The organism is Ruegeria sp. CRTD044 (genome assembly GCF_059613485.1).
The window spans coordinates 131,320-149,386 of record NZ_JBXWSP010000003.1 but is presented as its reverse complement, the minus strand read 5'-3'; the positions used below and the strand labels follow the sequence as shown (position 1 = coordinate 149,386).

The window sequence follows — 18,067 nt, the reverse complement described above, 5'->3', positions numbered from 1 at the left end:
GTCGCACAGAGCCTCTCTGGCGATGCAAGAGCGCCTCGTGATCCCCCGCTCCAGCACTGTCTGCCATAGCGCAATGCTGCACGTGCAGCAACGGACAGCTTGTCTCATGGGAAAGCCTCGGCCGAATTGCGCCCAAGGGAATTAGGTTCAACTTCCTGTTTTGGCTTCTTTTTCCGGCTGCCACGGGGCTTTCACCGTCGGAGCGCCGAATAGATAGCCCTGCAGGCAGTCCACACCGCTGGCTACCAGAAACTCGGCATCTTCACGAGTTTCGACCGATTCGGCGATGACCAGAATCTCAAACTCACGGGCGACGGCGATCAGCGCGCGCACCAGCGCCTGATTGTCCGGGTTGGTGCTGACACCCCGTACGAACTGCCCGTCGATCTTCGCCGCGTCAAAGAAGAACTCGCGAAAATACCTGAAGCTGAAGTTGCTGGCGCCGAAGTCGTCCAGCGCAAAAGCGATCCCGCGATCCTGAAGCCGGTCCATGAAATCGACCACCAGTTCGGGAACCTGCATTGCCGAGCTTTCGGAGATTTCGAGGATAAGCCGCTCGCCCAGCGTTTTTTCCCGTTTGAGAAACCGGTCCAATATCCGTGACCAGCGCGCGTATCCGATCGAGCGTGCGGACATGTTGATAGAAAGCCGGATTTCCGGATTTCTCGACAGGGCGCGCAACCCTTTTTCCAATGCTATGCAATCCAGTTCCCGGCCGATTGGTGTGTTTTCCACCTGCGGCATGAACTCCCGCGCGGGGATCACGCGGCCGGTTTCGTCCAGCACGCGGATGAATGCCTCGTAGAATGCGACGCCGTGCGGGTCGCGTGCTTGCATGACGGGCTGGAACGCGAGGCGGCATTGCTGATGCTTGACGGCCTCGGTCGCCATTTGAACGGTCGAAGTGTCCCGCGCGGCGACGGCCGAATTCAACGGGCTGTCCCCACCTTCTGGCAGATCTGCAAAGTCCTTTTTCCGCATCGATGCCGAATCCCCGTACGTTTCCGAAACCGGTCAGCACGTAGTTTCGGGTCGTACCGGTGAATTTGCGGTTAATGCGCGTCGGGAATCAGTGGGTGGGATCAGCGGGTCGTCTGGGCTGCGTGGCGCAATTCGACCACGGCGCCAATCACGGCACCCAGGAAGCCTGTGCCCACCATAGCCACTCCAAGCATCATTACCGCCGGGGCAGGCTGCTGCCCAAGGGCGCTGAGCATCGCGATTACCAGGCCCAACAGACCGGTCGCGGTGAAGATGGCAGTAACGCGGGACATGGTGGAACTCCGACCGAACAAACTTGTCACTTGTCCGGATATGGAGCACGCGCGCCGGAATTCAAGCGCCCGCCCGGCAGACGCCGCCAGTCTCAGGCCTGTTTTGCCTGTTGGTTGGGCAGGTTTTCGTCGAATTGCTCGAAACCGGGCGTTCCGAGATCTTCGGGGTGGCTCGCCAGGTGCTTGGCCTTGATCTGCTCGGAGCTGTCGCGGCTGCCGTCATGGCTGTAGCCCGGCGGGGCAAAGCAATAGGCCAGCCGCTGTTTCAGGGTCAGGCCCGGCTGGGTCGCGTCCCGCCAAATGGCCACCCATTCGTGAAAGGCCACCCGCAGCGGGTTGAAGGTGCCGATATTGTGCACCAGGCCATAATCGACCTGGTCGTCCTCCTGCTCGGGGACGAAGGTGCCGAAGAGCTTGTCCCAGATGATGAACACCCCGGCATAGTTGCAATCCAGATAGCGCGCGTTGCGGCCGTGGTGGGCGCGGTGGTGGCTGGGCGTGTTCATGACCGCCTCGAACCAGCGCGGCATCTTGCTGATGGCCTCGGTGTGAATCCAGAACTGGTAGATCAGGTTCAGGCCGCCGCAGAACAGCACCATCGCCGGGTGGAACCCCAGCAGGATCAGCGGTGCGCGCACGACCATCATGAAGGTGAAAGTATAGGTCCAGGTCTGCCGCAGGGCGGTGGTCAGGTTGTAGTGCTGCGAGCTGTGGTGGTTCACATGGCTGGCCCAGACCCAGCGGATGCGATGCCCGAACCGGTGCACCCAGTAATAGCGCAGGTCATCCAGCACAAAGCACAGGATGATCACCGGGATCGACGTGCCCAGATCCAGCGGCGTGATCTTCCACAGCCACATGAAGAACCCGTAGGCGATAAAGCCCAGCAGGAACCCGGACGCGATGTTGCCCGCTCCCATGATCAGTGAGGTCACGGCGTCGCGGGTCTCATACCGACCGCCACGGCCCTTCACGGCAATCCACAGGAATTCGGCCAGGATGGCGGCGATGAAGAACGGCACGGCCCATTGGACGACATCGGGAAAGCTGATCTGGTCGGTCATGCGGGCTCCAGCAGGTGGCGCCAGTGGCGGCGCTCGGTTTCGTCAAGGCGGACGGTGACGCCGGGGGTGGCGAAGTCGTGGAATTGGACCTCGATGCCCTCGGGGTGGTCGATCCAGTCGAAATCGCGCAGGTGGCGGGCCACCGTGTCGGCGCCAAAGGACCACAACAGGCCCGGCCCGGTCTCGGTGCGCAGCAATGCGGCATGTCCGTCATGGGTCAGGGTGACGTCGATGATGGTGTCGTCGGGGAAGTGGCGCACCCATTCGGCGCGCGCGGTATCGGCGCTCAGCACGCGCTGACGCGATTTTCCCGTCAGATGCAGCAGTATGGTGATGCCGGCAATGCCACCGACCACCAGAACCAGCAGGATTTCCAGCGGCATGATGTCCTCCCGCGGACAGAGTGCAAGCGGGGTCAGGCCCTGTCAAAGGTGGCGTTGCGTCAGGGGGCGTCGTGTGGCTCCAGCAACTCGTGCCGGACAACGCGCTCGACGAAGGGCACCAACCCCTCGGGCCCCGAGGCGCGATCCTTTAGGTGAATGCAGATATCCGGCCGCCGCGCCGCGATGATGCCCACCAGTTCGCCGCGCACCTTGTCATCTAGGCCCGCGCCCATGATCGCGCAGGCGATGCGCGGTTCGGCGTCCAGTTGCCGCCGCACCTCGTCGGGATCATGCGCACCCAGCCACCGGATCGGAAGGTGGTCCAATTGCCGCGCCACGTCGCCGACCACGTTGGGCAGCCGGCCGATCAGCAAAACCACCGGTTTCATCTCAGCCTCCTGTCTGTTGCCAATGAAAAACCGGCCCTGTTCAGGCCGGTTCCAGTCTAGCACAAAAGGCCCGTCAGGAGGTCAGCTTTCGGGGTTCAGCAGGGCCGCGATGATCGCCTTGGCACTGTCCGAGTTCCATTCGGCATCGCCGATCAAACGTGCGATTTCTTGGCCTTCGGGGTCGATGATTATGGTGATCGGCAGACCGACGATACCCATCTCGCGGGCGACGGCCTGTTTCGGGTCTTGATGGCGGGGCAGGTTGGTGATGCCGTTTTCATCAAAGAACTTCTTGATCCCCGCGGGCGAGTTGCGCCCGGTGGCCAGCGTCAGAACCTCGAACTGGTCTCCGCCGAATTCCTCCTGCAACTCGGCGATCTGGGGCATCTCCTTGCGGCAGGGTGCGCACCAGGTGGCCCAGAAGTTCAGCAGAACGTATTTGCCGCGATAATCCGCCAGCGTGGCGGTGCCGCCGTCATCTTCCAGCTGGAATTCCGCGTCCGAGACCGGTTTCGGCTCGGAATGCAGGATCAGGCGTTTCAGGCTGCCGTCGCGCAAGTCGGCCAGGGCCTGTGTGTCGGCGGCCAAAGCGGCATTTGCACCCAGCGCAAGGGCCATATAAAGGGGGATCAGACGAAACAGGCGCATATCAACTCCGGGTTTTCCAGCATGACCGAACAATCCTCGAACCAGATGTGGGGCGGCCGCTTTGCCGCCGGACCAGACGCGATCATGGAGGCGATCAATGCCTCGATCGGGTTCGACCGACGGATGGCGGCCCAGGACATCGCGGGCTCGCGTGCCCATGCCGCCATGCTGGCCGCCACGGGCGTCATAAGTGATAGTGATGCCGAGGCCATTCGGGAAGGGCTGCTCACCGTTTTGTCAGAGATCGAACGCGGTGAGTTCCAGTTCTCGACCGCGCTGGAAGACATCCACATGAATGTCGAGGCGCGCCTGAAAGAGATCATCGGCGAGCCCGCAGGCCGTTTGCACACGGGCCGCAGCCGCAATGACCAGGTGGCGACCGATTTCAAACTGTGGGTCCGCGATCAGCTGGACGCCGCCGAATCCGGCCTGCTGGCCCTGATCCGCGCGCTTTTGGCGCAGGCCGAGGCCGGGGCCGATTGGGTCATGCCCGGTTTCACCCACCTGCAGACCGCGCAGCCGGTGACCTGGGGCCACCACATGATGGCCTATGTCGAGATGTTCGGCCGCGACCTGTCTCGCGTGCGCGATGCGCGGGCGCGGATGAACGAATGCCCGTTGGGCGCGGCGGCGCTGGCCGGCACGTCCTTCCCGATCGACCGGCACATGACGGCGCAGGCGCTGGGCTTTGACCGGCCTGCCGCCAACTCGCTGGATGCGGTCAGCGACCGCGACTTCGCGCTGGAATTCCTGTCGGTGGCCTCGATATGCGCGGTGCACCTGTCGCGCTTTGCCGAGGAACTGGTGATCTGGTCTTCGGCCCAGTTCCGCTTTGTCACCCTGTCAGACCGGTTCTCGACCGGCTCGTCGATCATGCCGCAGAAAAAGAACCCCGACGCCGCCGAGCTGATCCGCGCCAAGGTGGGCCGGATCTTTGGTGCCAACACGGCGCTGATGATGGTGATGAAAGGGCTGCCGCTGGCCTATTCCAAGGACATGCAGGAAGACAAGGAGCAGGTCTTTGATGCCGCCGACAACTGGATGCTGGCGCTGGCGGCGATGGAGGGCATGGTCAAGGACATGACCGCCAACCGCGACAGCCTGGCCGCCGCCGCCGGCTCGGGCTTTTCCACCGCGACCGATCTGGCCGACTGGCTAGTGCGGGTGCTGGGCCTGCCATTCCGTGATGCGCACCACGTCACAGGATCGCTGGTCGCCATGGCCGAGAAGAAGGGCTGCGACCTGCCCGATCTGACGCTCGAGGACATGCAGTCGATCCATGCGGGCATTACGCAGGATGTCTATTCTGTCCTTGGCGTGGATAATTCGGTAAACTCGCGCCAGTCCTATGGCGGTACGGCCCCGGACCAGGTCCGGGCGCAGATCGCCCGCTGGAAGGAGATGCTGGAATGACAACCTTGCGTGTGATTGCCCTGATCGGGTCCGCCTTTGCTTTGGCGGCCTGCGGCGCCGACGGAGAGCCCGTCCAGCCGACCCTGAACGCCAATGTGGGCGTTTCGACCAGTGGCACATATGTAAGCGGGGGCGTCGGCCTGCACCGAGGCCCCCTCAGCGTGTTTCTGGGGATCTGAACGCTCTGTGGTTGAAAGCGACGTGCCAGTCGCCATTTAGCAAGTGATCCAACTAATGAAGGCAGCGAAATGAAACCACTCGGCCTTATCCTGTCGCTTGCCGTGCTGGCGGCCTGCGAAACCACGAATCCGCCGCGCTCTCAGCCAGTAGAAGAGCCCACGCGCTCGGGGGCTGGAGTGTCCGTATCCGGATACGCGCGGGCTGGGGTGTCGACGAATTTCTGAATGAGCGCTTGATGCGCTCAGCCGGCCACAGGGTGCCCGCGCTGCCGCAGACACTCGATCAGAATGTCACGCCGGGTGTTGCGCATCTCGGCGGCTCCGGCGACGGCACCTGCCGCTGATCCCACCGCTGCGCCGGCTATGGCGCCTTCTGTGTTTCCAACCGTGTCGTCCGAAATACCTGCCAATGCGCCGACCCCGGCGCCTATCAAGGCCTGTGTCCGGGTTTCCGGGTTCCACAGGTCCTGAGACTTGGCCAATGCGCGGCACTGGTCCAGATCAGCGGCGTAAGCCGGGCCCGGCTCGGCAGACAGGACGGGTTGGTGTTGGGCACCGGTGCCGCTGCATGCGGCTGTGACCAGGGCCAGCGGCAAGACGGTCAATGTGAAACGTTCCTTGAACAGCATGAGTTGTCTTTCTTTGTAGGTATTACGGCGGGACCCGGCGCCACCTCCTGTTGCTGTGGCTTCGGGCCGTACACGAGTGCGCGCCGGGCAGGTTCAGAGGTGGCCCAGGCCACGATGAGCCAATGCCAGGATGTAGAAAGCCAGGATGAAATCCAGAATCTCGACCAGTCCCAGCATCAGCGGAATCGGGTCGGGTGATGTGGGGAAGACATGACCCAGGTCCAGCAGGACCACGAAGATGTACCCCCAGGCCGCCACGATGGCGCCCCAGCTTGCCGTTGCCGAGCCGCGCAGCATAGCCACCGCCGACCCCACGGCCAGCAGGGCAAGCGCGATCAGAAAGGCGTTGAAACCCCAGAACACCGTTCCACCCAGCCCGGAAAAGTCCCGGGTCTCGATCGGTCCGCCGGGGACGAGCGTGACAAAGCTGGCGACGAGGACAAGCATCAGTTTGGCGGCTGTTGCCGTGGGTTGGGAGGCCATAGGACGCGTTGGGCCGGCGTTGACTTGTGACGAATGCGCCATGACAGAATCCTTTTAATGACTGGCGGGTCATAAATGGAGGTGGTGTTACTGACCGTCAAGTCATTAAAAGATTGAATTTGCGTGACGCTGCGTCCAATCTGCGTCAAGAAAGGCGCGCCGGAAGAAAATCGAGGGGCAAGATGCCGAAGATCGTCGATCGCGAAGAGATGCAGGGGCGGATATTGGATGCCGCCATGGCCTGCTTTCTGGATCAGGGCTATCACGCTACCAAGATGCAGGACGTGGCCCATCAGGCCGGGATGGCCAAGGGCACGTTGTATCTGTATTTCCAAAGCAAGGAGGCTTTGCTTCTGGCGTTGCTGCAGCGGTATTTCGAGGATATCCGCGCCCGCATCAGCGACATCCCGGCCCCGCAGACGCTGGACCAGTTCATGACCGGGCTGCGTCTGTCCATGCCCGCCGACCGTCTAGCTGCAACGCAGCTGTTCTTTGACGTGCTGGGCCCCGGATTTCAGGACCCGCGCGCGGCCGAGATCATTGGCGGATTCTTCGCCTGGCTTGCCGATCATTATGCGGCTCAGTTCGCTCCCTTTATCCGCGCGGGTGAAATCCGCGGCGATCTCAGTGCGCAGGCCGCAGCGCAGGCGGTGACGGCGATGCTGGATGGGCTGGTGATCCATCTGGCGATCTTCGGGGGCGATGAAAGCGACTTTGAAGCGCGGCGCGACGCGACCCTTTCGTTGCTTGAGGCCGGCCTGCGCGGATAAGCCGTTGCGCCCGACTTCTGTGCGGTTCGCACCGGATTGCGTGCCCGCGATGCAAATCCCGTTGATCCACAGGCCTGTTTTGGTCTAAGCGCGCAGATATGGATCACTTTCTTTACCGCGATGGCGTGTTGTGCGCCGAGGACGTCCCGGTCGCCGAGATCGCTGCTGCGGTTGGCACGCCGTTCTATGTCTATTCCACGGCGACGCTGCTGCGGCATTACAACCTGTTCGACGAGGCGTTGGCAGGTACCGACCACGTGGTCTGTTATGCGATGAAGGCCGCCAGCAACCAGGCCATTCTGAAAACGCTGGCGCAGGCGGGCGCGGGGATGGACGTGGTTTCGGGCGGCGAGTACCTGCGGGCCAAGGCAGCGGGCGTGCCGGGCGAAAAGATCGTGTTCTCGGGCGTCGGCAAAACGGCTGAGGAAATCCGCATCGCGCTGACCGGCGGGATTCGCCAGTTCAACGTCGAATCCGAGCCCGAGATGGAGGTGATCAACGCCGTCGCGCAGGAACTGGGCATGATCGCGCCGATCACTGTTCGGGTGAACCCGGACGTCGACGCCAAGACTCACGCCAAAATCGCCACAGGAAAATCCGAAAACAAATTCGGCATCCCGATCGCCCGCGCACCCGAGGTCTATGCCCATGCGGCCAGCCTGCCCGGCCTGAAGGTGGTGGGCATTGACGTGCATATCGGCTCGCAACTGACCGATCTTGAGCCGTTCCGCCTGGCCTACTCCAAAGTCGCCGAGCTGACCGAACAGCTGCGCGCACAGGGTCACGACATTCACCGTCTGGACTTGGGTGGCGGGCTGGGCATTCCCTATGCCCGTTCGAACGAAGCACCGCCGCTGCCGTTGGAATACGGTGCGATGATCAAGGAAACACTGGGCCATCTGGGCTGCGAGATTGAGATTGAGCCGGGCCGTCTGATCGCGGGCAACGCGGGGCTGATGGTGTCGAAGGTGATCTATGTGAAGTCGGGCGAAGGGCGCGATTTCCTGATCCTCGACGGGGCAATGAACGATCTGATCCGTCCGGCCATGTACGACGCCTATCACGACATCGTTCCCGTCATTGAGCCCGCGCCGGGGGTCGAACAACGCCCCTATGACATCGTCGGGCCGGTCTGCGAGACCGGGGATACCTTTGCGAAACAAAGGGCGATGCCACCGCTGAACCCGGGGGATCTGGTCGCATTTCGCAGTGCCGGCGCCTATGGCGCGGTGATGTCCAGTGAATACAACACCCGGCCCCTGATCCCCGAAGTTCTGGTTCATGGCGATCAATTCGCGGTTATTCGTGAACGGCCAACCTTTGACGAAATCATAAACCGCGATACCATACCTGAGTGGCTGTGACGCGATAACCGCGCGGGCCCGACCCGGAGGCCTGACGTGACCGACACTCGCAACCTGCCGATCCCCAGACTGTCCCTGTTGCTGACGCGCACGGGGATGCTGGCCGAGCAGGTGATGCGCGCCTTTTGGCCGTTCCTGTCGATTGCGGCCCTGATCATGGCGGCCTTGCTGCTGGGTCTCCACGACCTCGTCGGCGTTGAAACCGTCTGGATCATCGGAGCCGCATCCATTCTGGCGTTGACGGTTGCATTGGTCTGGGGCGCGCGGAGGTTTCGGTTCCCCACCCGCACGCAGGCGCTTGTCCGACTGGACGAGACACTGCCGGGCCGTCCCATCCAGGCATTGCTGGACGATCAGGCCATCGGGGCGATGGACGAAGATTCGCGCGCTTTGTGGCAGGCCCATCAGGCGCGCATGGCCGCCCGCGCCGCGCAGGCAGGACCGGTCAAGCCTGACCTGAACCTTGCCGCTCGTGACCCCTACGCGCTGCGCTATGCGGCGCTTTTGGCGCTGGTGGTCGGATTGCTGTTCGGATCGTTCTGGAAAGTTGGATCGGTCGCCCAGATGACACCCGGCACGGCCGTAGCCGGCCAGGGCCCCAGCTGGGAAGGCTGGGTCGAGCCGCCTCGCTATACCGGCCTGCCGACGCTGTATCTGGCCGATCAATCCGGTCCGACGCTGACAGTGCCACAAGGCAGCCGCGTCACTTTGCGCTTTTATGGCGAGGTCGGCGCGCACAGCTTGACCGAAACCAGTTCCTTAGCTTCCACCACGACAGCAACCGATCCGGATCAGGAGTTTGTCGTCGAGCGTTCGGGCCGATTGTCGATCGAGGGCCCTGCAGGGCGTGACTGGGGTGTCGAGGTCATTGCGGACGCGCCGCCGGTAATCGCCGTAGCTGAACCCGCCACGGCCGAGGCTGGTGGCCAGATGAAACTGCCGTTCTCGGCGCGTGACGATTATGGCATCCTGTCAGGCACCGCGTTGATCGAACTGGACCTGGCCGCGGTCGATCGTCGCCATGGTCTGGCCGTTGCACCCGAACCACGCGATGCGGTCACCGTCGACCTGCCTATGCCGATCGCTGGTGACCGGAGCGATTTCACGGAAGACCTGATCGAGGACTTTTCGGAACACCCTTGGGCGCACCTGCCGGTCAAGATTACCCTTTCGGCCGTCGATGCCGCTGATCAGGTGTCGGAGTCGGATGTCTACCGAACCGACCTTCCCGCCCGCCGGTTCTTTGATCCGCTGGCTGCGGCGGTGATCGAGCAGCGTCGAGATCTGCTGTGGTCGCGCGACAATGCCAAAAGGGTGGCTCAGCTGTTGCGGGCGGTTTCGCACCGGCCCGAAGATGTCTTCCGTTCGGAAACCGCATATCTGCGACTGCGCTACATTCTGCGCCGGTTGGAAACCTTTACGGAATTCGGCCTGGACCCCGAACAGCAGACCGAGATCGCGCAAGCCCTGTGGGATTTGGCCATCCTGATCGAAGAAGGCACGCTCGCCGACGCGCTGGAGCGGATGCGCCGCGCTCAGGAGCGTCTGACCGAAGCGATGCAGAACGGTGCCAGTGACGAGGAAATCGCCGAGTTGATGCAGGAACTGCGTGAAGCGACCGACGAGTATCTTCGTCAGCTGCAGCGACTGGCGCAGGAAAACCCGGACGGCCAGCAGGGCCAGCAGAACCAATCCGGTGAATCCATGCAGATGACGCAGGATGACCTTCAGCGGATGATGGACCGGATCCAGGAACTGATGGAGCAAGGCCGCATGGCCGAGGCCCAGCAGGCGCTGGAGGAGTTCCAGCAGATGATGGAAAACATGCGCGTGACCCAGGGCCAGGGACAGGGGCAACAATCCGAAGGCCAGCAGGCCATGGAAGGTTTGGCCGAAACCCTGCGTGAGCAGCAGGGCCTGAGCGACGAGGCCTTCCGTGACTTGCAGGAGCAATTCAATCCCGGCGCGCAGGCCGGTGAAAGCCAGGGCAATGAAGGCCGCTCGGGCGGTCAGGGGCGCGGCCAGAGCCATGAGGGTCAGGGCGGACAGGGCCAAGGATCGGATCAGGCGGGCGAAGGCCAGCAGGGACAGGGGACTCTGGCCGAACGCCAACAGGCGCTGCGCGATGAACTGAACCGCCAGCAGCAGAACCTGCCGGGCGCAGGAACACCCGAAGGTGATGCCGCACGCGAGTCGCTGGGGCGTGCAGGTCGTGCCATGGATGAGGCTGAAGATGCCCTGCGGAGCGACGACCTTGCCGAAGCGATCGACCGCCAGTCCGAAGCAATGGAGGCGTTGCGCGAAGGGATGCGTGAGCTGGGTGAGGCAATGGCCCAGAACCAGCAGAACCAGCCCGGTCAGGGTACGCAGGACGGCGACATGCAGGCCAACAACCGCGATCCGCTGGGTCGGAATCCGGGCGCTGCAGGCTCGATCTCGACCGAGGAGAACCTGCTGCAGGGGGATGATGTGTATCGCCGTGCCCGCGAGTTGCTGGATGAAATCCGTCGCCGTACCGGCGAAACCGACAGGCCCAGAATCGAACTGGAATACCTCAAAAGGTTGCTCGAGCGGTTCTGACCGGCAGAGTTACTCGGTCGCGGAGCCAGCCTGCGATTCCAGCCAGACCCGGGCCTGATCGACCATCGAGACATACGACTGCAACACGGGCTCGGCCTGGGGAACCGCCTCGCTGATCTGGCGGGCGTTGCCGTAGACCAGGAACAGGATGACCCCGATGATCAGGATCAGCGCAAAGCCGCGCAGGAACCCGCCCGATTTCCGCGGCGGGGCCTCGGCGGGCTCTGCCTCGGCGGGTGCGTCGTCGCTGCGCAACGTCGAATTGATGCTGTCCACATCCGGCAGCGCCTCTTTCTGACCGGTTCCCGCGGCGGTTTCGGTCGCCGCAGGAGGTGTCGGCTTGGGGGCCGGTTCCGGCTGCTGATCCAGACCTAGATCCGGCTGGCTTTCCAGGCCGGACCCTTCCTTGGCGCGCAGTTCGGCCTCACGCGCGGCTTCCTCCCGCAGGATTGTCGCAACGGCCGGATCGACGTTGCCGGTCGGAGCGGCTGGCCGGGCTTCGTCCTCGGGATCGGGCTGTTCGGCTTTGACCTCTTCGTCTTCTTTCTGCTCCGGTTCGGGCGCAGCAGCTTCGGCGGCTGGCGGCTCAGACGCATCCGAGGGCGCGCTTTCGGCCGGCCCGTCATCGGTTTCGGCCGCGACAGGTTCGGCCTCCGGGTGTTTAGGTTGGAACCAGGTCTGCTCGCAGCTCGAGCATTGCACGTCTCGACCTTCCTCCGGAATGACCTCATCCGGAACCTCGTACTGGGCATTACAGTTCGGGCATGTTAGTCGCATACTGCCTCCCCGGCCGCTGGCGGCCTGTCGTCGTTTTTCCAAGAATGATAATCCGTTAAGGCGAAACAGCAAAGCGCGTTTTCGGCCCGGTGGATCAAGTGTCGCCAAATGGACTCGGTGCAGGCATTGAAACCGTGGTCGTGCTCGGGCAAGAAGGGCGCAAGCAATATTGAGGGCAGGCGTGATCGAGCTTGAAAATGTCAGCTACAGCTATGGCGGCGGCGAACTGCTGAGCAATGTCTCGGTCCAGTTGCAGCCGGGGTCGTTCCATTTTCTGACCGGCCCGTCCGGAGCGGGCAAAACGACCCTGTTGAAACTCTGCTATGGCGCGTTGCTGGCCAGTTCGGGGCGGATCAGCGCCTTTGATCAGGACATTGCCCGACTGGACCGGGACCAGATGGCCCTGCTGCGCCGTCGCATCGGTGTCGTGCATCAGGACTGCCGGTTTCTGGACCACATGACTCTGGCTGAAAATGTCGCCCTGCCTCTGATGGTGTCGGGACGCTCTGTTGAGTCCGAGCAGGAAGATCTGACCGAACTCCTGTCCTGGGTCGGTCTTGGTGGCCGCCTGGACGCACTTCCGCCGGAGCTTTCGGGCGGCGAGCGGCAACGGGCTGCACTGGCGCGGGCGGTCATCCTGTCACCGGACGTGGTGTTGGCCGACGAACCCACCGGCAACGTCGACTGGGAGATGTCCCAGCGTCTGCTGCGTCTGCTGATCGAGTTGAACCACATGGGAAAGACCGTGGTGATCGCCACCCACGATCTGAGCTTGATCCGGGCGGCCAAAAGCCAGGTGCAGGCTCGGGTTCTTCGGATCTCGCAGCGGCGGCTGCAACTGGCGGGGGCGGATCTATGATTGCCGATGACATTCGCGCCCTGCTGCGCCGGGACGCCCGGGCCGACCGCGTCGTGCCGCCAACGGGATTTACGGCGCACCTGACCCTTTTCGTGTCAGGTGCGATGGCCTTTCTGACAGTTTTCGCGCTTGCGCTGTCGCTGGCCTCGGGGCGTTTGGCCGATCGCTGGGCCTCGGAGCTGGCCGGAGCGGCCACTCTGCGGATCAATGCGCCCGCTGAACAGCGTGCAGCGCAGACCGAGGCCGCACTGGAGGTTCTGAAACAGACCTCGGGCGTGGCGTCGGCGCGCGCGCTCAGCGCCGAAGAACAGGCCGCGTTGCTGGCACCCTGGTTCGGGCCCGATCTGCCGCTGGACACGCTGCCGGTGCCACAGCTGATCGAGATCATCGAGGGTGAGCCGGGGCTGGACACGATGGGCCTGCGCCTACGGCTGGCGGCCGAGGTGCCAGGCGCGGTTCTGGATGACCATTCCCGCTGGCGCGAGCCGCTGGTCGATGCCGCCACCTCGTTGCGGCGGTTGGGCTGGATCTCGATCCTGCTGATTGGTGGGGCCACGGCGGCGATGATCACGCTTGCGGCCAATGCCTCGCTCGCGGCCAACGCCCAGATCATCGAGGTGCTGCGTCAGGTCGGTGCACGCGACCGCTTCATCGCCGGTGCCTTCGTGCGTCGGTTCACCTGGCGCGCGTTTTTCGGTGCCGTGGTGGGGACGGTTCTGGGCCTGACCGGGGTGCTGCTGCTGCCCGAGGCCTCGGATGCGGGCGGTTTCCTGACCGGCCTTGGATTCCAGGGCGCCGACTGGCTGCTGCCCGCCGTAATCCCCATTCTGGGCGCGGCCGTGGCCTTTGCCGCGACATGGTCGGCGGCTCGTCGCAAATTGAAGGAGCTTTCGTGATGGCAATGGCGGTCCAATGGGTGCGCTCGCTGATCTTCATGGTCACGATCTACGCATGGATGGCGGTTCTGGGCCTGGTCTTCGCGCCCTATGCGCTGTTCTCCAAGCGCGGGGCGCTGCGCGCCTGCAAGACCTATGCGCGCACGACCATATGGCTGGCGCGCTGGATGGTGGGAATTCGCGGCGAGGTGCGCGGCAACGTGCCCACGGGCGAGGTGGTGATCGCGGCCAAGCACCAGTCATTCTTCGACATCATCCTGATCTTTGACGCGATCCCCCACGGCAAGTTCATCATGAAGCGCGAACTGTTGTGGACTCCGATCATCGGTATGTACGCACGTCGACTGGGCTGTATCGCGGTCGATCGAGGCAAACGCGGTGCGGCGGTGGCCAAGATGGTCAAGGACGTCGCCAAGGAGTTCACCGAACCCGGGCAACTGGTTATCTATCCGCAGGGCACCCGCGTGGCGCCGGGGGTATACAAACCCTACAAGGTCGGCACTGCCGTTCTTTACGAGGGGCTGGGTTTCCCTTGCGTGCCGGCTGCTACCAATGTCGGTGTCTTCTGGCCCCGGTCGGGAATTCTGCGCAAACCCGGCCATGCGATCGTCGAGTTCCTCGACCCGATCGAGCCGGGCGTCGATCGCGACTCGTTCCTGGCCCGGCTGGAAGAGGTGATCGAGACGCGCTCGAACGCGCTGATGCGCGAAGTGGGGTTTGATCCGGATGCAGTTCATCGATGACATCACCGCGCTTGAGGCGCTGTACGGCACCCCCGGCGCCGCCTCGATACGGAAGGTTGCGCGGCAACTGACGCCGCTCTACCGCAAATGGATCATGGCGTCGCGGTTGTGCGTGCTGTCCACGGTGGGGCCCGAAGGGGTGGATGGCAGCCCCCGGGGCGATGACGGCCCGGTGGTGATGGAGCTGGACCCCGGCACCCTGGCCTTGCCCGACTGGCGCGGCAACAACCGCCTGGACAGCCTGCGCAACATCGTGCGCGATCCGCGTGTGGCGCTTATGTTCATGGTGCCGGGCTCGAACAACGTGGTGCGGGTGAACGGTACCGCGCGGTTGACGGCCGATGCCGACCTGTGCGCCCGGTTCGAGAAAAAGGGCAAGCAACCGGCCACTGTGATCGTCATAGAAATCGGGGAAATCTACACGCAATGCGCCCGCGCGCTGATGCGGGCCGAAACCTGGACCGGCGGCGATCTCAGCGCCGAGTTGCCGACGGTGGGCGAGATCCTGGCCGAGGTGTCGCAGGGCGAGGAAGGCGGCGCACGCTATGATCGGGAATGGGGTGCGCGCGCCGCAAAGACGATATGGTGATCACGCTGCCGCTGCGCCCAGCCGGGTGACCCGCGTGATCCATTTCTGGACGCTGTTCTGCTTGGGGTAGCTGGCGCCGGAAAACCAGGTGAACCGCGTCGGCTTGAACCCGACGAACCCCAGAACCTGACCGCGCATCTGGTGAATCAACGCCCGGCGGTAGACCAGCCGCATGAACCAGCCCGGCGTGTCCGAGGTGATGATGACCCGCGCAGTGCGGCCGTCGAGCATCGGTGCCGGGAATCCCAGTTTGTTGGGATTGCGGGTATCGAACGTACGGCCCGGGATGAACATCCGGTCGATTAGCCCCTTGAGCTTGGCAGGCAGCCCGCCCCACCACATGGGCGTCGTCAGAACCAGGTGATCGCTCCATTCGAAATCCTGCAGAACCTGTTCCAGAACCGGCTCCAGCGGTTTGAAATCATGATAGTTGCCCTGCCCGAAATCGAAATCGAACTCCAGATCGCTGAGGTGAACGGTCTTCACGTCATGGCCCTTAGCACGGGCGGCTTGGGCATAGGTGTCGGCAAAGGTGCGCGAGAGGCTGCTTTCGGCGGGGTGACCGTCGAGGATGAGAATTTTCTTCGGTTGCATCGGGTTTCTCCCAAAATTGACCACGGTCATTTTATAGAATCAAAAAATGACCACGGTCAATATTAAATTTGACCACGGTCAAAAAATATGCGAACAAGCCTCATGCAGAAGACGATTCAGAAACGAACCCTGAAGACCCGCGCCAAGCTGCTGCAGGCGGCGGCGGACGTGGTGCAAAAGAACGGATACCAGGCGTTGCGCGTGGAAGAGGTGGTGCAGGCCGCCGGTGTGGCCAAGGGCACCTTCTTTGCCCATTTCCTCGACAAGGACGCCCTGATGGAGATCCTGATCGGCGAAAAACTGGACGCTTGTCTGGATCAGGCGCAGGCGGCGGAACCGCCGAAAACCGTGCCGCAGATCATCGAGGCACTGGCCCCGGTGCATGATTTCATGATGTCCGAACGCTATGTGTTCGACCTGCTGATCCGCTATTCCGGCGCTGCCGCGATCTCTGAAATCGGGCCGATCGCCTATTGCTTCGAGAAATACTTCCGGATCGTGATGATGTGGATGGATCAGGCAGACGTCCGGCAGGACGTGCCGACCGACCTGCTGGCCGAGGGCGTGCAGGCCTTTGCCTTCCAGGCGATGTCACTGAAATTCTGCGCCCTGCATTCGGCGACGACATTCACCGACCGGCTGGAAACCTATCTGCGGGCGTGGCTGTCTCCGGCGGCCTGACCGCCGGAGACGAACTCATCAGGCGTGGATCGGACCATCGCCGCAGGCCAGCGCGGCCTCGCGCACGGCCTCGGAATATGTCGGGTGCGCGTGGCAGGTCAAAGCCAAATCCTCGGCCGAGGCGCCGAATTCCATCGCCACGCAGACCTCGTGGATCAGGTCGCCCGCGCCAGGACCGATGATGTGGCAGCCCAGGATGCGGTCGGTTTCCTTGTCGGCCAGGATCTTGACGAACCCGTCGGCGGCAAAGTTCGCCTTGGCGCGGCCATTGCCCATAAAGCTGAACTTGCCGACCTTGTAGGCGCGGCCCTGCTCTTTGAGCGTGGCCTCGGTCTCGCCGACATTGGCAACCTCGGGCCAGGTGTAGATCACGCCCGGAATGACGCCATAGTTCACGTGCCCATGCTTGCCCGCGACCACTTCGGCGGCGGCCATGCCTTCGTCCTCGGCCTTGTGCGCCAACATGGGGCCTTCGATCACGTCACCGATGGCGTAGATGCCCGGCACGTTGGTCTGCCAGTCCTTGCCGACCTTGATCTGGCCGCGCGGGGTCAGCTCGACCCCCAGCGCATCCAAGCCCAGCCCGTCGTAAAACGGCTTGCGCCCGGTGGCCACCAGAACGGTATCGGCCTCGATCACGTGCTCGCTGTCATCCTTGCGCAGCTTGTAGGTCACCTTGGCCTTGGTCTTGGTGGCCTCGGTCTTTTGCACTGCAGCCCCCATGACGAAGTTCATGCCCTGTTTTTTCAGGATGCGCTGGAAGGTCTTCTGCACCTCGGGGTCCATGCCCGGGGTGATGACGTCGAGATATTCGATAACCGTTACCTCGGCGCCCAGACGCTGATAGACCGAGCCCAGTTCCAGCCCGATCACGCCTGCGCCGATCACCACCAACTTTTTCGGGACCTTGTTCAGCTCCAGTGCGCCGGTCGAGGTCACGACGACCTTCTCGTCGATCTCGACGCCGGGCAGCGACGCCGCCTCGGAGCCGGAGGCGATGATTATGTTCTTGGCCTCGTGCACCTCGTCACCGACCTTGACCTTGCCCGCCGCCGGGATCGAGCCCCAGCCCTTGAGCCAGTCGATCTTGTTCTTCTTGAACAGGAACTCGACGCCTTTGGTGTTGGTGTCGATCACGTCCTGCTTGTAGGCCAGCATCTGCTTCCAGTCGACCGAGGGGCTTTTGCCCTTGAGGCCCATCTTGGCAAAGTTGTGCTCGGCCTCGTGCAGCTGATGGCTGGCATGCAGCAGCGCCTTCGAGGGGATGCAGCCCACGTTCAGACAGGTGCCGCCCAGCGTCTCGCGCCCTTCGACGACGGCGGTTTTCAGGCCCAGCTGCGCGCAGCGGATGGCGCAGACATAGCCGCCGGGACCGGCGCCGATTACGATGACGTCATAGTTAGCCATTTTGTTCTCCCAAATCCGCGGAGTGTTCTTTTTGAAAAGGCGACCCACGGGGGTGGATCGCCTCGGTGCGTGTTCAGACGGGTGTCAGAACCTTCACCTGAATATGCGCGACGCCGCCACGTTCATGGTGCATGGCCAGCTCTTCCGATTCGATGAAGCTCTGGGCCCGATCCAGATCGGTAATCTCGAACAGGGCAACCGCATGATCGCGCTGTTCGGGGTCTTTCCAGACGTGCAGATCGACAATCCCGGCCGCCTTGCGCATCGGCTTGTCCTCGCGGAATACCTTCAGCCAAGCGTCGAAATCGGCCACGTCGGCCTGCCAGAGTACATGCGTCGCCATGA

The 18,067-nt window shown here is 63.1% G+C and carries 23 protein-coding genes; 11 read left to right on the top strand and 12 right to left on the bottom strand.

Going from position 1 to position 18,067, the window contains the following annotated elements; all coding sequences use genetic code 11:
• Window positions 1-147 precede the first annotated feature (147 nt).
• The 6 genes from AC2FNL_RS01720 to AC2FNL_RS01695 all read right to left on the bottom strand — a co-directional run bounded on the left by AC2FNL_RS01720 (window position 148) and on the right by AC2FNL_RS01695 (window position 3,758).
• Window positions 148-981 (bottom strand): EAL domain-containing protein, encoded by an 834-nt coding sequence (locus tag AC2FNL_RS01720; protein ID WP_496831964.1) that lies wholly within the window; start codon window positions 979-981, stop codon window positions 148-150.
• A gap of 101 nt (window positions 982-1,082) precedes the next feature.
• Complete coding sequence (locus AC2FNL_RS01715; protein WP_093963509.1) at window positions 1,083-1,274, bottom strand: hypothetical protein; 192 nt, start codon at window positions 1,272-1,274, stop codon at window positions 1,083-1,085.
• Between the two features lie 92 nt (window positions 1,275-1,366).
• Complete coding sequence (locus AC2FNL_RS01710) at window positions 1,367-2,338, bottom strand: sterol desaturase family protein (protein ID WP_496831961.1); 972 nt, start codon at window positions 2,336-2,338, stop codon at window positions 1,367-1,369.
• Window positions 2,335-2,721, bottom strand: coding sequence for a hypothetical protein (locus AC2FNL_RS01705; RefSeq protein ID WP_093963507.1), 387 nt, complete (start codon window positions 2,719-2,721; stop codon window positions 2,335-2,337). Before AC2FNL_RS01705 ends, AC2FNL_RS01710 begins: the two co-directional genes overlap by 4 nt.
• A gap of 59 nt (window positions 2,722-2,780) precedes the next feature.
• On the bottom strand, window positions 2,781-3,110 hold the full coding sequence (locus AC2FNL_RS01700; protein ID WP_480728375.1) for a hypothetical protein: 330 nt from the start codon (window positions 3,108-3,110) through the stop codon (window positions 2,781-2,783).
• A gap of 81 nt (window positions 3,111-3,191) precedes the next feature.
• Window positions 3,192-3,758: a TlpA disulfide reductase family protein gene (locus tag AC2FNL_RS01695; protein ID WP_170342942.1), complete on the bottom strand. Its 567-nt coding sequence runs from the start codon at window positions 3,756-3,758 to the stop codon at window positions 3,192-3,194.
• A 21-nt stretch (window positions 3,759-3,779) separates the two neighbouring features.
• Here AC2FNL_RS01695 and argH point away from each other — a divergent pair, with 21 nt between their 5' ends.
• From argH to AC2FNL_RS01680, 3 genes are all read left to right on the top strand, one after another.
• Window positions 3,780-5,171, top strand: a complete 1,392-nt coding sequence (argH, locus tag AC2FNL_RS01690) for an argininosuccinate lyase (RefSeq protein ID WP_496831958.1) — start codon at window positions 3,780-3,782, stop codon at window positions 5,169-5,171.
• On the top strand, window positions 5,168-5,350 hold the full coding sequence (locus tag AC2FNL_RS01685; RefSeq protein WP_496831956.1) for a hypothetical protein: 183 nt from the start codon (window positions 5,168-5,170) through the stop codon (window positions 5,348-5,350). The genes argH and AC2FNL_RS01685 overlap by 4 nt, the downstream gene beginning before the upstream one ends.
• Window positions 5,351-5,419: 69 nt before the next feature.
• A complete protein-coding gene (locus tag AC2FNL_RS01680) occupies window positions 5,420-5,575 on the top strand; it encodes a hypothetical protein (RefSeq protein ID WP_260064066.1) in 156 nt (51 codons plus the stop codon).
• Between the two features lie 17 nt (window positions 5,576-5,592).
• On the opposite strand, the gene AC2FNL_RS01675 is transcribed toward AC2FNL_RS01680, so the two are convergent.
• Both AC2FNL_RS01675 and AC2FNL_RS01670 read right to left on the bottom strand, forming a co-directional pair.
• Window positions 5,593-5,979 carry a glycine zipper family protein gene (locus AC2FNL_RS01675; RefSeq protein ID WP_170526087.1) on the bottom strand — a complete coding sequence of 129 codons (387 nt, stop codon included), beginning with the start codon at window positions 5,977-5,979 and terminating at the stop codon, window positions 5,593-5,595.
• 93 nt (window positions 5,980-6,072) lie between these two features.
• A complete protein-coding gene (locus AC2FNL_RS01670; protein WP_170342236.1) occupies window positions 6,073-6,426 on the bottom strand; it encodes a DUF8051 family protein in 354 nt (117 codons plus the stop codon).
• Window positions 6,427-6,644: 218 nt separating this feature from the next.
• Between AC2FNL_RS01670 and AC2FNL_RS01665 the strand changes: the two genes are divergently transcribed.
• The 3 genes from AC2FNL_RS01665 (at window position 6,645) to AC2FNL_RS01655 (ending at window position 11,176) form a co-directional block, all read left to right on the top strand.
• Entirely contained in the window at window positions 6,645-7,232 is a 588-nt protein-coding gene (locus AC2FNL_RS01665) for a TetR/AcrR family transcriptional regulator (RefSeq protein WP_170342234.1), read from the top strand.
• A gap of 98 nt (window positions 7,233-7,330) precedes the next feature.
• Window positions 7,331-8,596 (top strand): diaminopimelate decarboxylase, encoded by a 1,266-nt coding sequence (lysA, locus tag AC2FNL_RS01660; RefSeq protein ID WP_093963500.1) that lies wholly within the window; start codon window positions 7,331-7,333, stop codon window positions 8,594-8,596.
• Between the two features lie 36 nt (window positions 8,597-8,632).
• Entirely contained in the window at window positions 8,633-11,176 is a 2,544-nt protein-coding gene (locus AC2FNL_RS01655) for a TIGR02302 family protein (protein WP_496831952.1), read from the top strand.
• A gap of 9 nt (window positions 11,177-11,185) precedes the next feature.
• On the opposite strand, the gene AC2FNL_RS01650 is transcribed toward AC2FNL_RS01655, so the two are convergent.
• Window positions 11,186-11,953 (bottom strand): zinc-ribbon domain-containing protein, encoded by a 768-nt coding sequence (locus AC2FNL_RS01650; protein ID WP_496831950.1) that lies wholly within the window; start codon window positions 11,951-11,953, stop codon window positions 11,186-11,188.
• A gap of 181 nt (window positions 11,954-12,134) precedes the next feature.
• Between AC2FNL_RS01650 and AC2FNL_RS01645 the strand changes: the two genes are divergently transcribed.
• From AC2FNL_RS01645 to AC2FNL_RS01630, 4 genes are read left to right on the top strand one after another with little or no spacing between them, the layout of a single operon-like run.
• Window positions 12,135-12,812, top strand: coding sequence for a cell division ATP-binding protein FtsE (locus tag AC2FNL_RS01645; RefSeq protein WP_170342228.1), 678 nt, complete (start codon window positions 12,135-12,137; stop codon window positions 12,810-12,812).
• The gene (locus tag AC2FNL_RS01640) at window positions 12,809-13,708 is read left to right on the top strand and encodes a cell division protein FtsX (protein WP_170369791.1); all 900 of its coding nucleotides are present in this window, start codon (window positions 12,809-12,811) and stop codon (window positions 13,706-13,708) included. Before AC2FNL_RS01645 ends, AC2FNL_RS01640 begins: the two co-directional genes overlap by 4 nt.
• Window positions 13,708-14,451, top strand: a complete 744-nt coding sequence (locus AC2FNL_RS01635) for a lysophospholipid acyltransferase family protein (RefSeq protein WP_496831948.1) — start codon at window positions 13,708-13,710, stop codon at window positions 14,449-14,451. The genes AC2FNL_RS01640 and AC2FNL_RS01635 overlap by 1 nt, the downstream gene beginning before the upstream one ends.
• Window positions 14,435-15,040, top strand: coding sequence for a pyridoxamine 5'-phosphate oxidase family protein (locus AC2FNL_RS01630; protein ID WP_496831946.1), 606 nt, complete (start codon window positions 14,435-14,437; stop codon window positions 15,038-15,040). Before AC2FNL_RS01635 ends, AC2FNL_RS01630 begins: the two co-directional genes overlap by 17 nt.
• Here the strand turns inward: AC2FNL_RS01630 and AC2FNL_RS01625 are convergent, their stop codons facing one another.
• Complete coding sequence (locus tag AC2FNL_RS01625) at window positions 15,041-15,634, bottom strand: NAD(P)H-dependent oxidoreductase (RefSeq protein WP_496831944.1); 594 nt, start codon at window positions 15,632-15,634, stop codon at window positions 15,041-15,043. It abuts the gene before it with no gap.
• A gap of 102 nt (window positions 15,635-15,736) precedes the next feature.
• Here AC2FNL_RS01625 and AC2FNL_RS01620 point away from each other — a divergent pair, with 102 nt between their 5' ends.
• Window positions 15,737-16,315: a TetR/AcrR family transcriptional regulator gene (locus AC2FNL_RS01620; protein ID WP_496831942.1), complete on the top strand. Its 579-nt coding sequence runs from the start codon at window positions 15,737-15,739 to the stop codon at window positions 16,313-16,315.
• 18 nt (window positions 16,316-16,333) lie between these two features.
• Here AC2FNL_RS01620 and lpdA read toward each other — a convergent pair whose 3' ends face one another.
• Window positions 16,334-17,722 (bottom strand): dihydrolipoyl dehydrogenase, encoded by a 1,389-nt coding sequence (lpdA, locus tag AC2FNL_RS01615; protein ID WP_496831940.1) that lies wholly within the window; start codon window positions 17,720-17,722, stop codon window positions 16,334-16,336.
• 73 nt (window positions 17,723-17,795) lie between these two features.
• Window positions 17,796-18,065 (bottom strand): hypothetical protein, encoded by a 270-nt coding sequence (locus AC2FNL_RS01610; RefSeq protein WP_170342212.1) that lies wholly within the window; start codon window positions 18,063-18,065, stop codon window positions 17,796-17,798.
• Window positions 18,066-18,067: the final 2 nt, after the last annotated feature.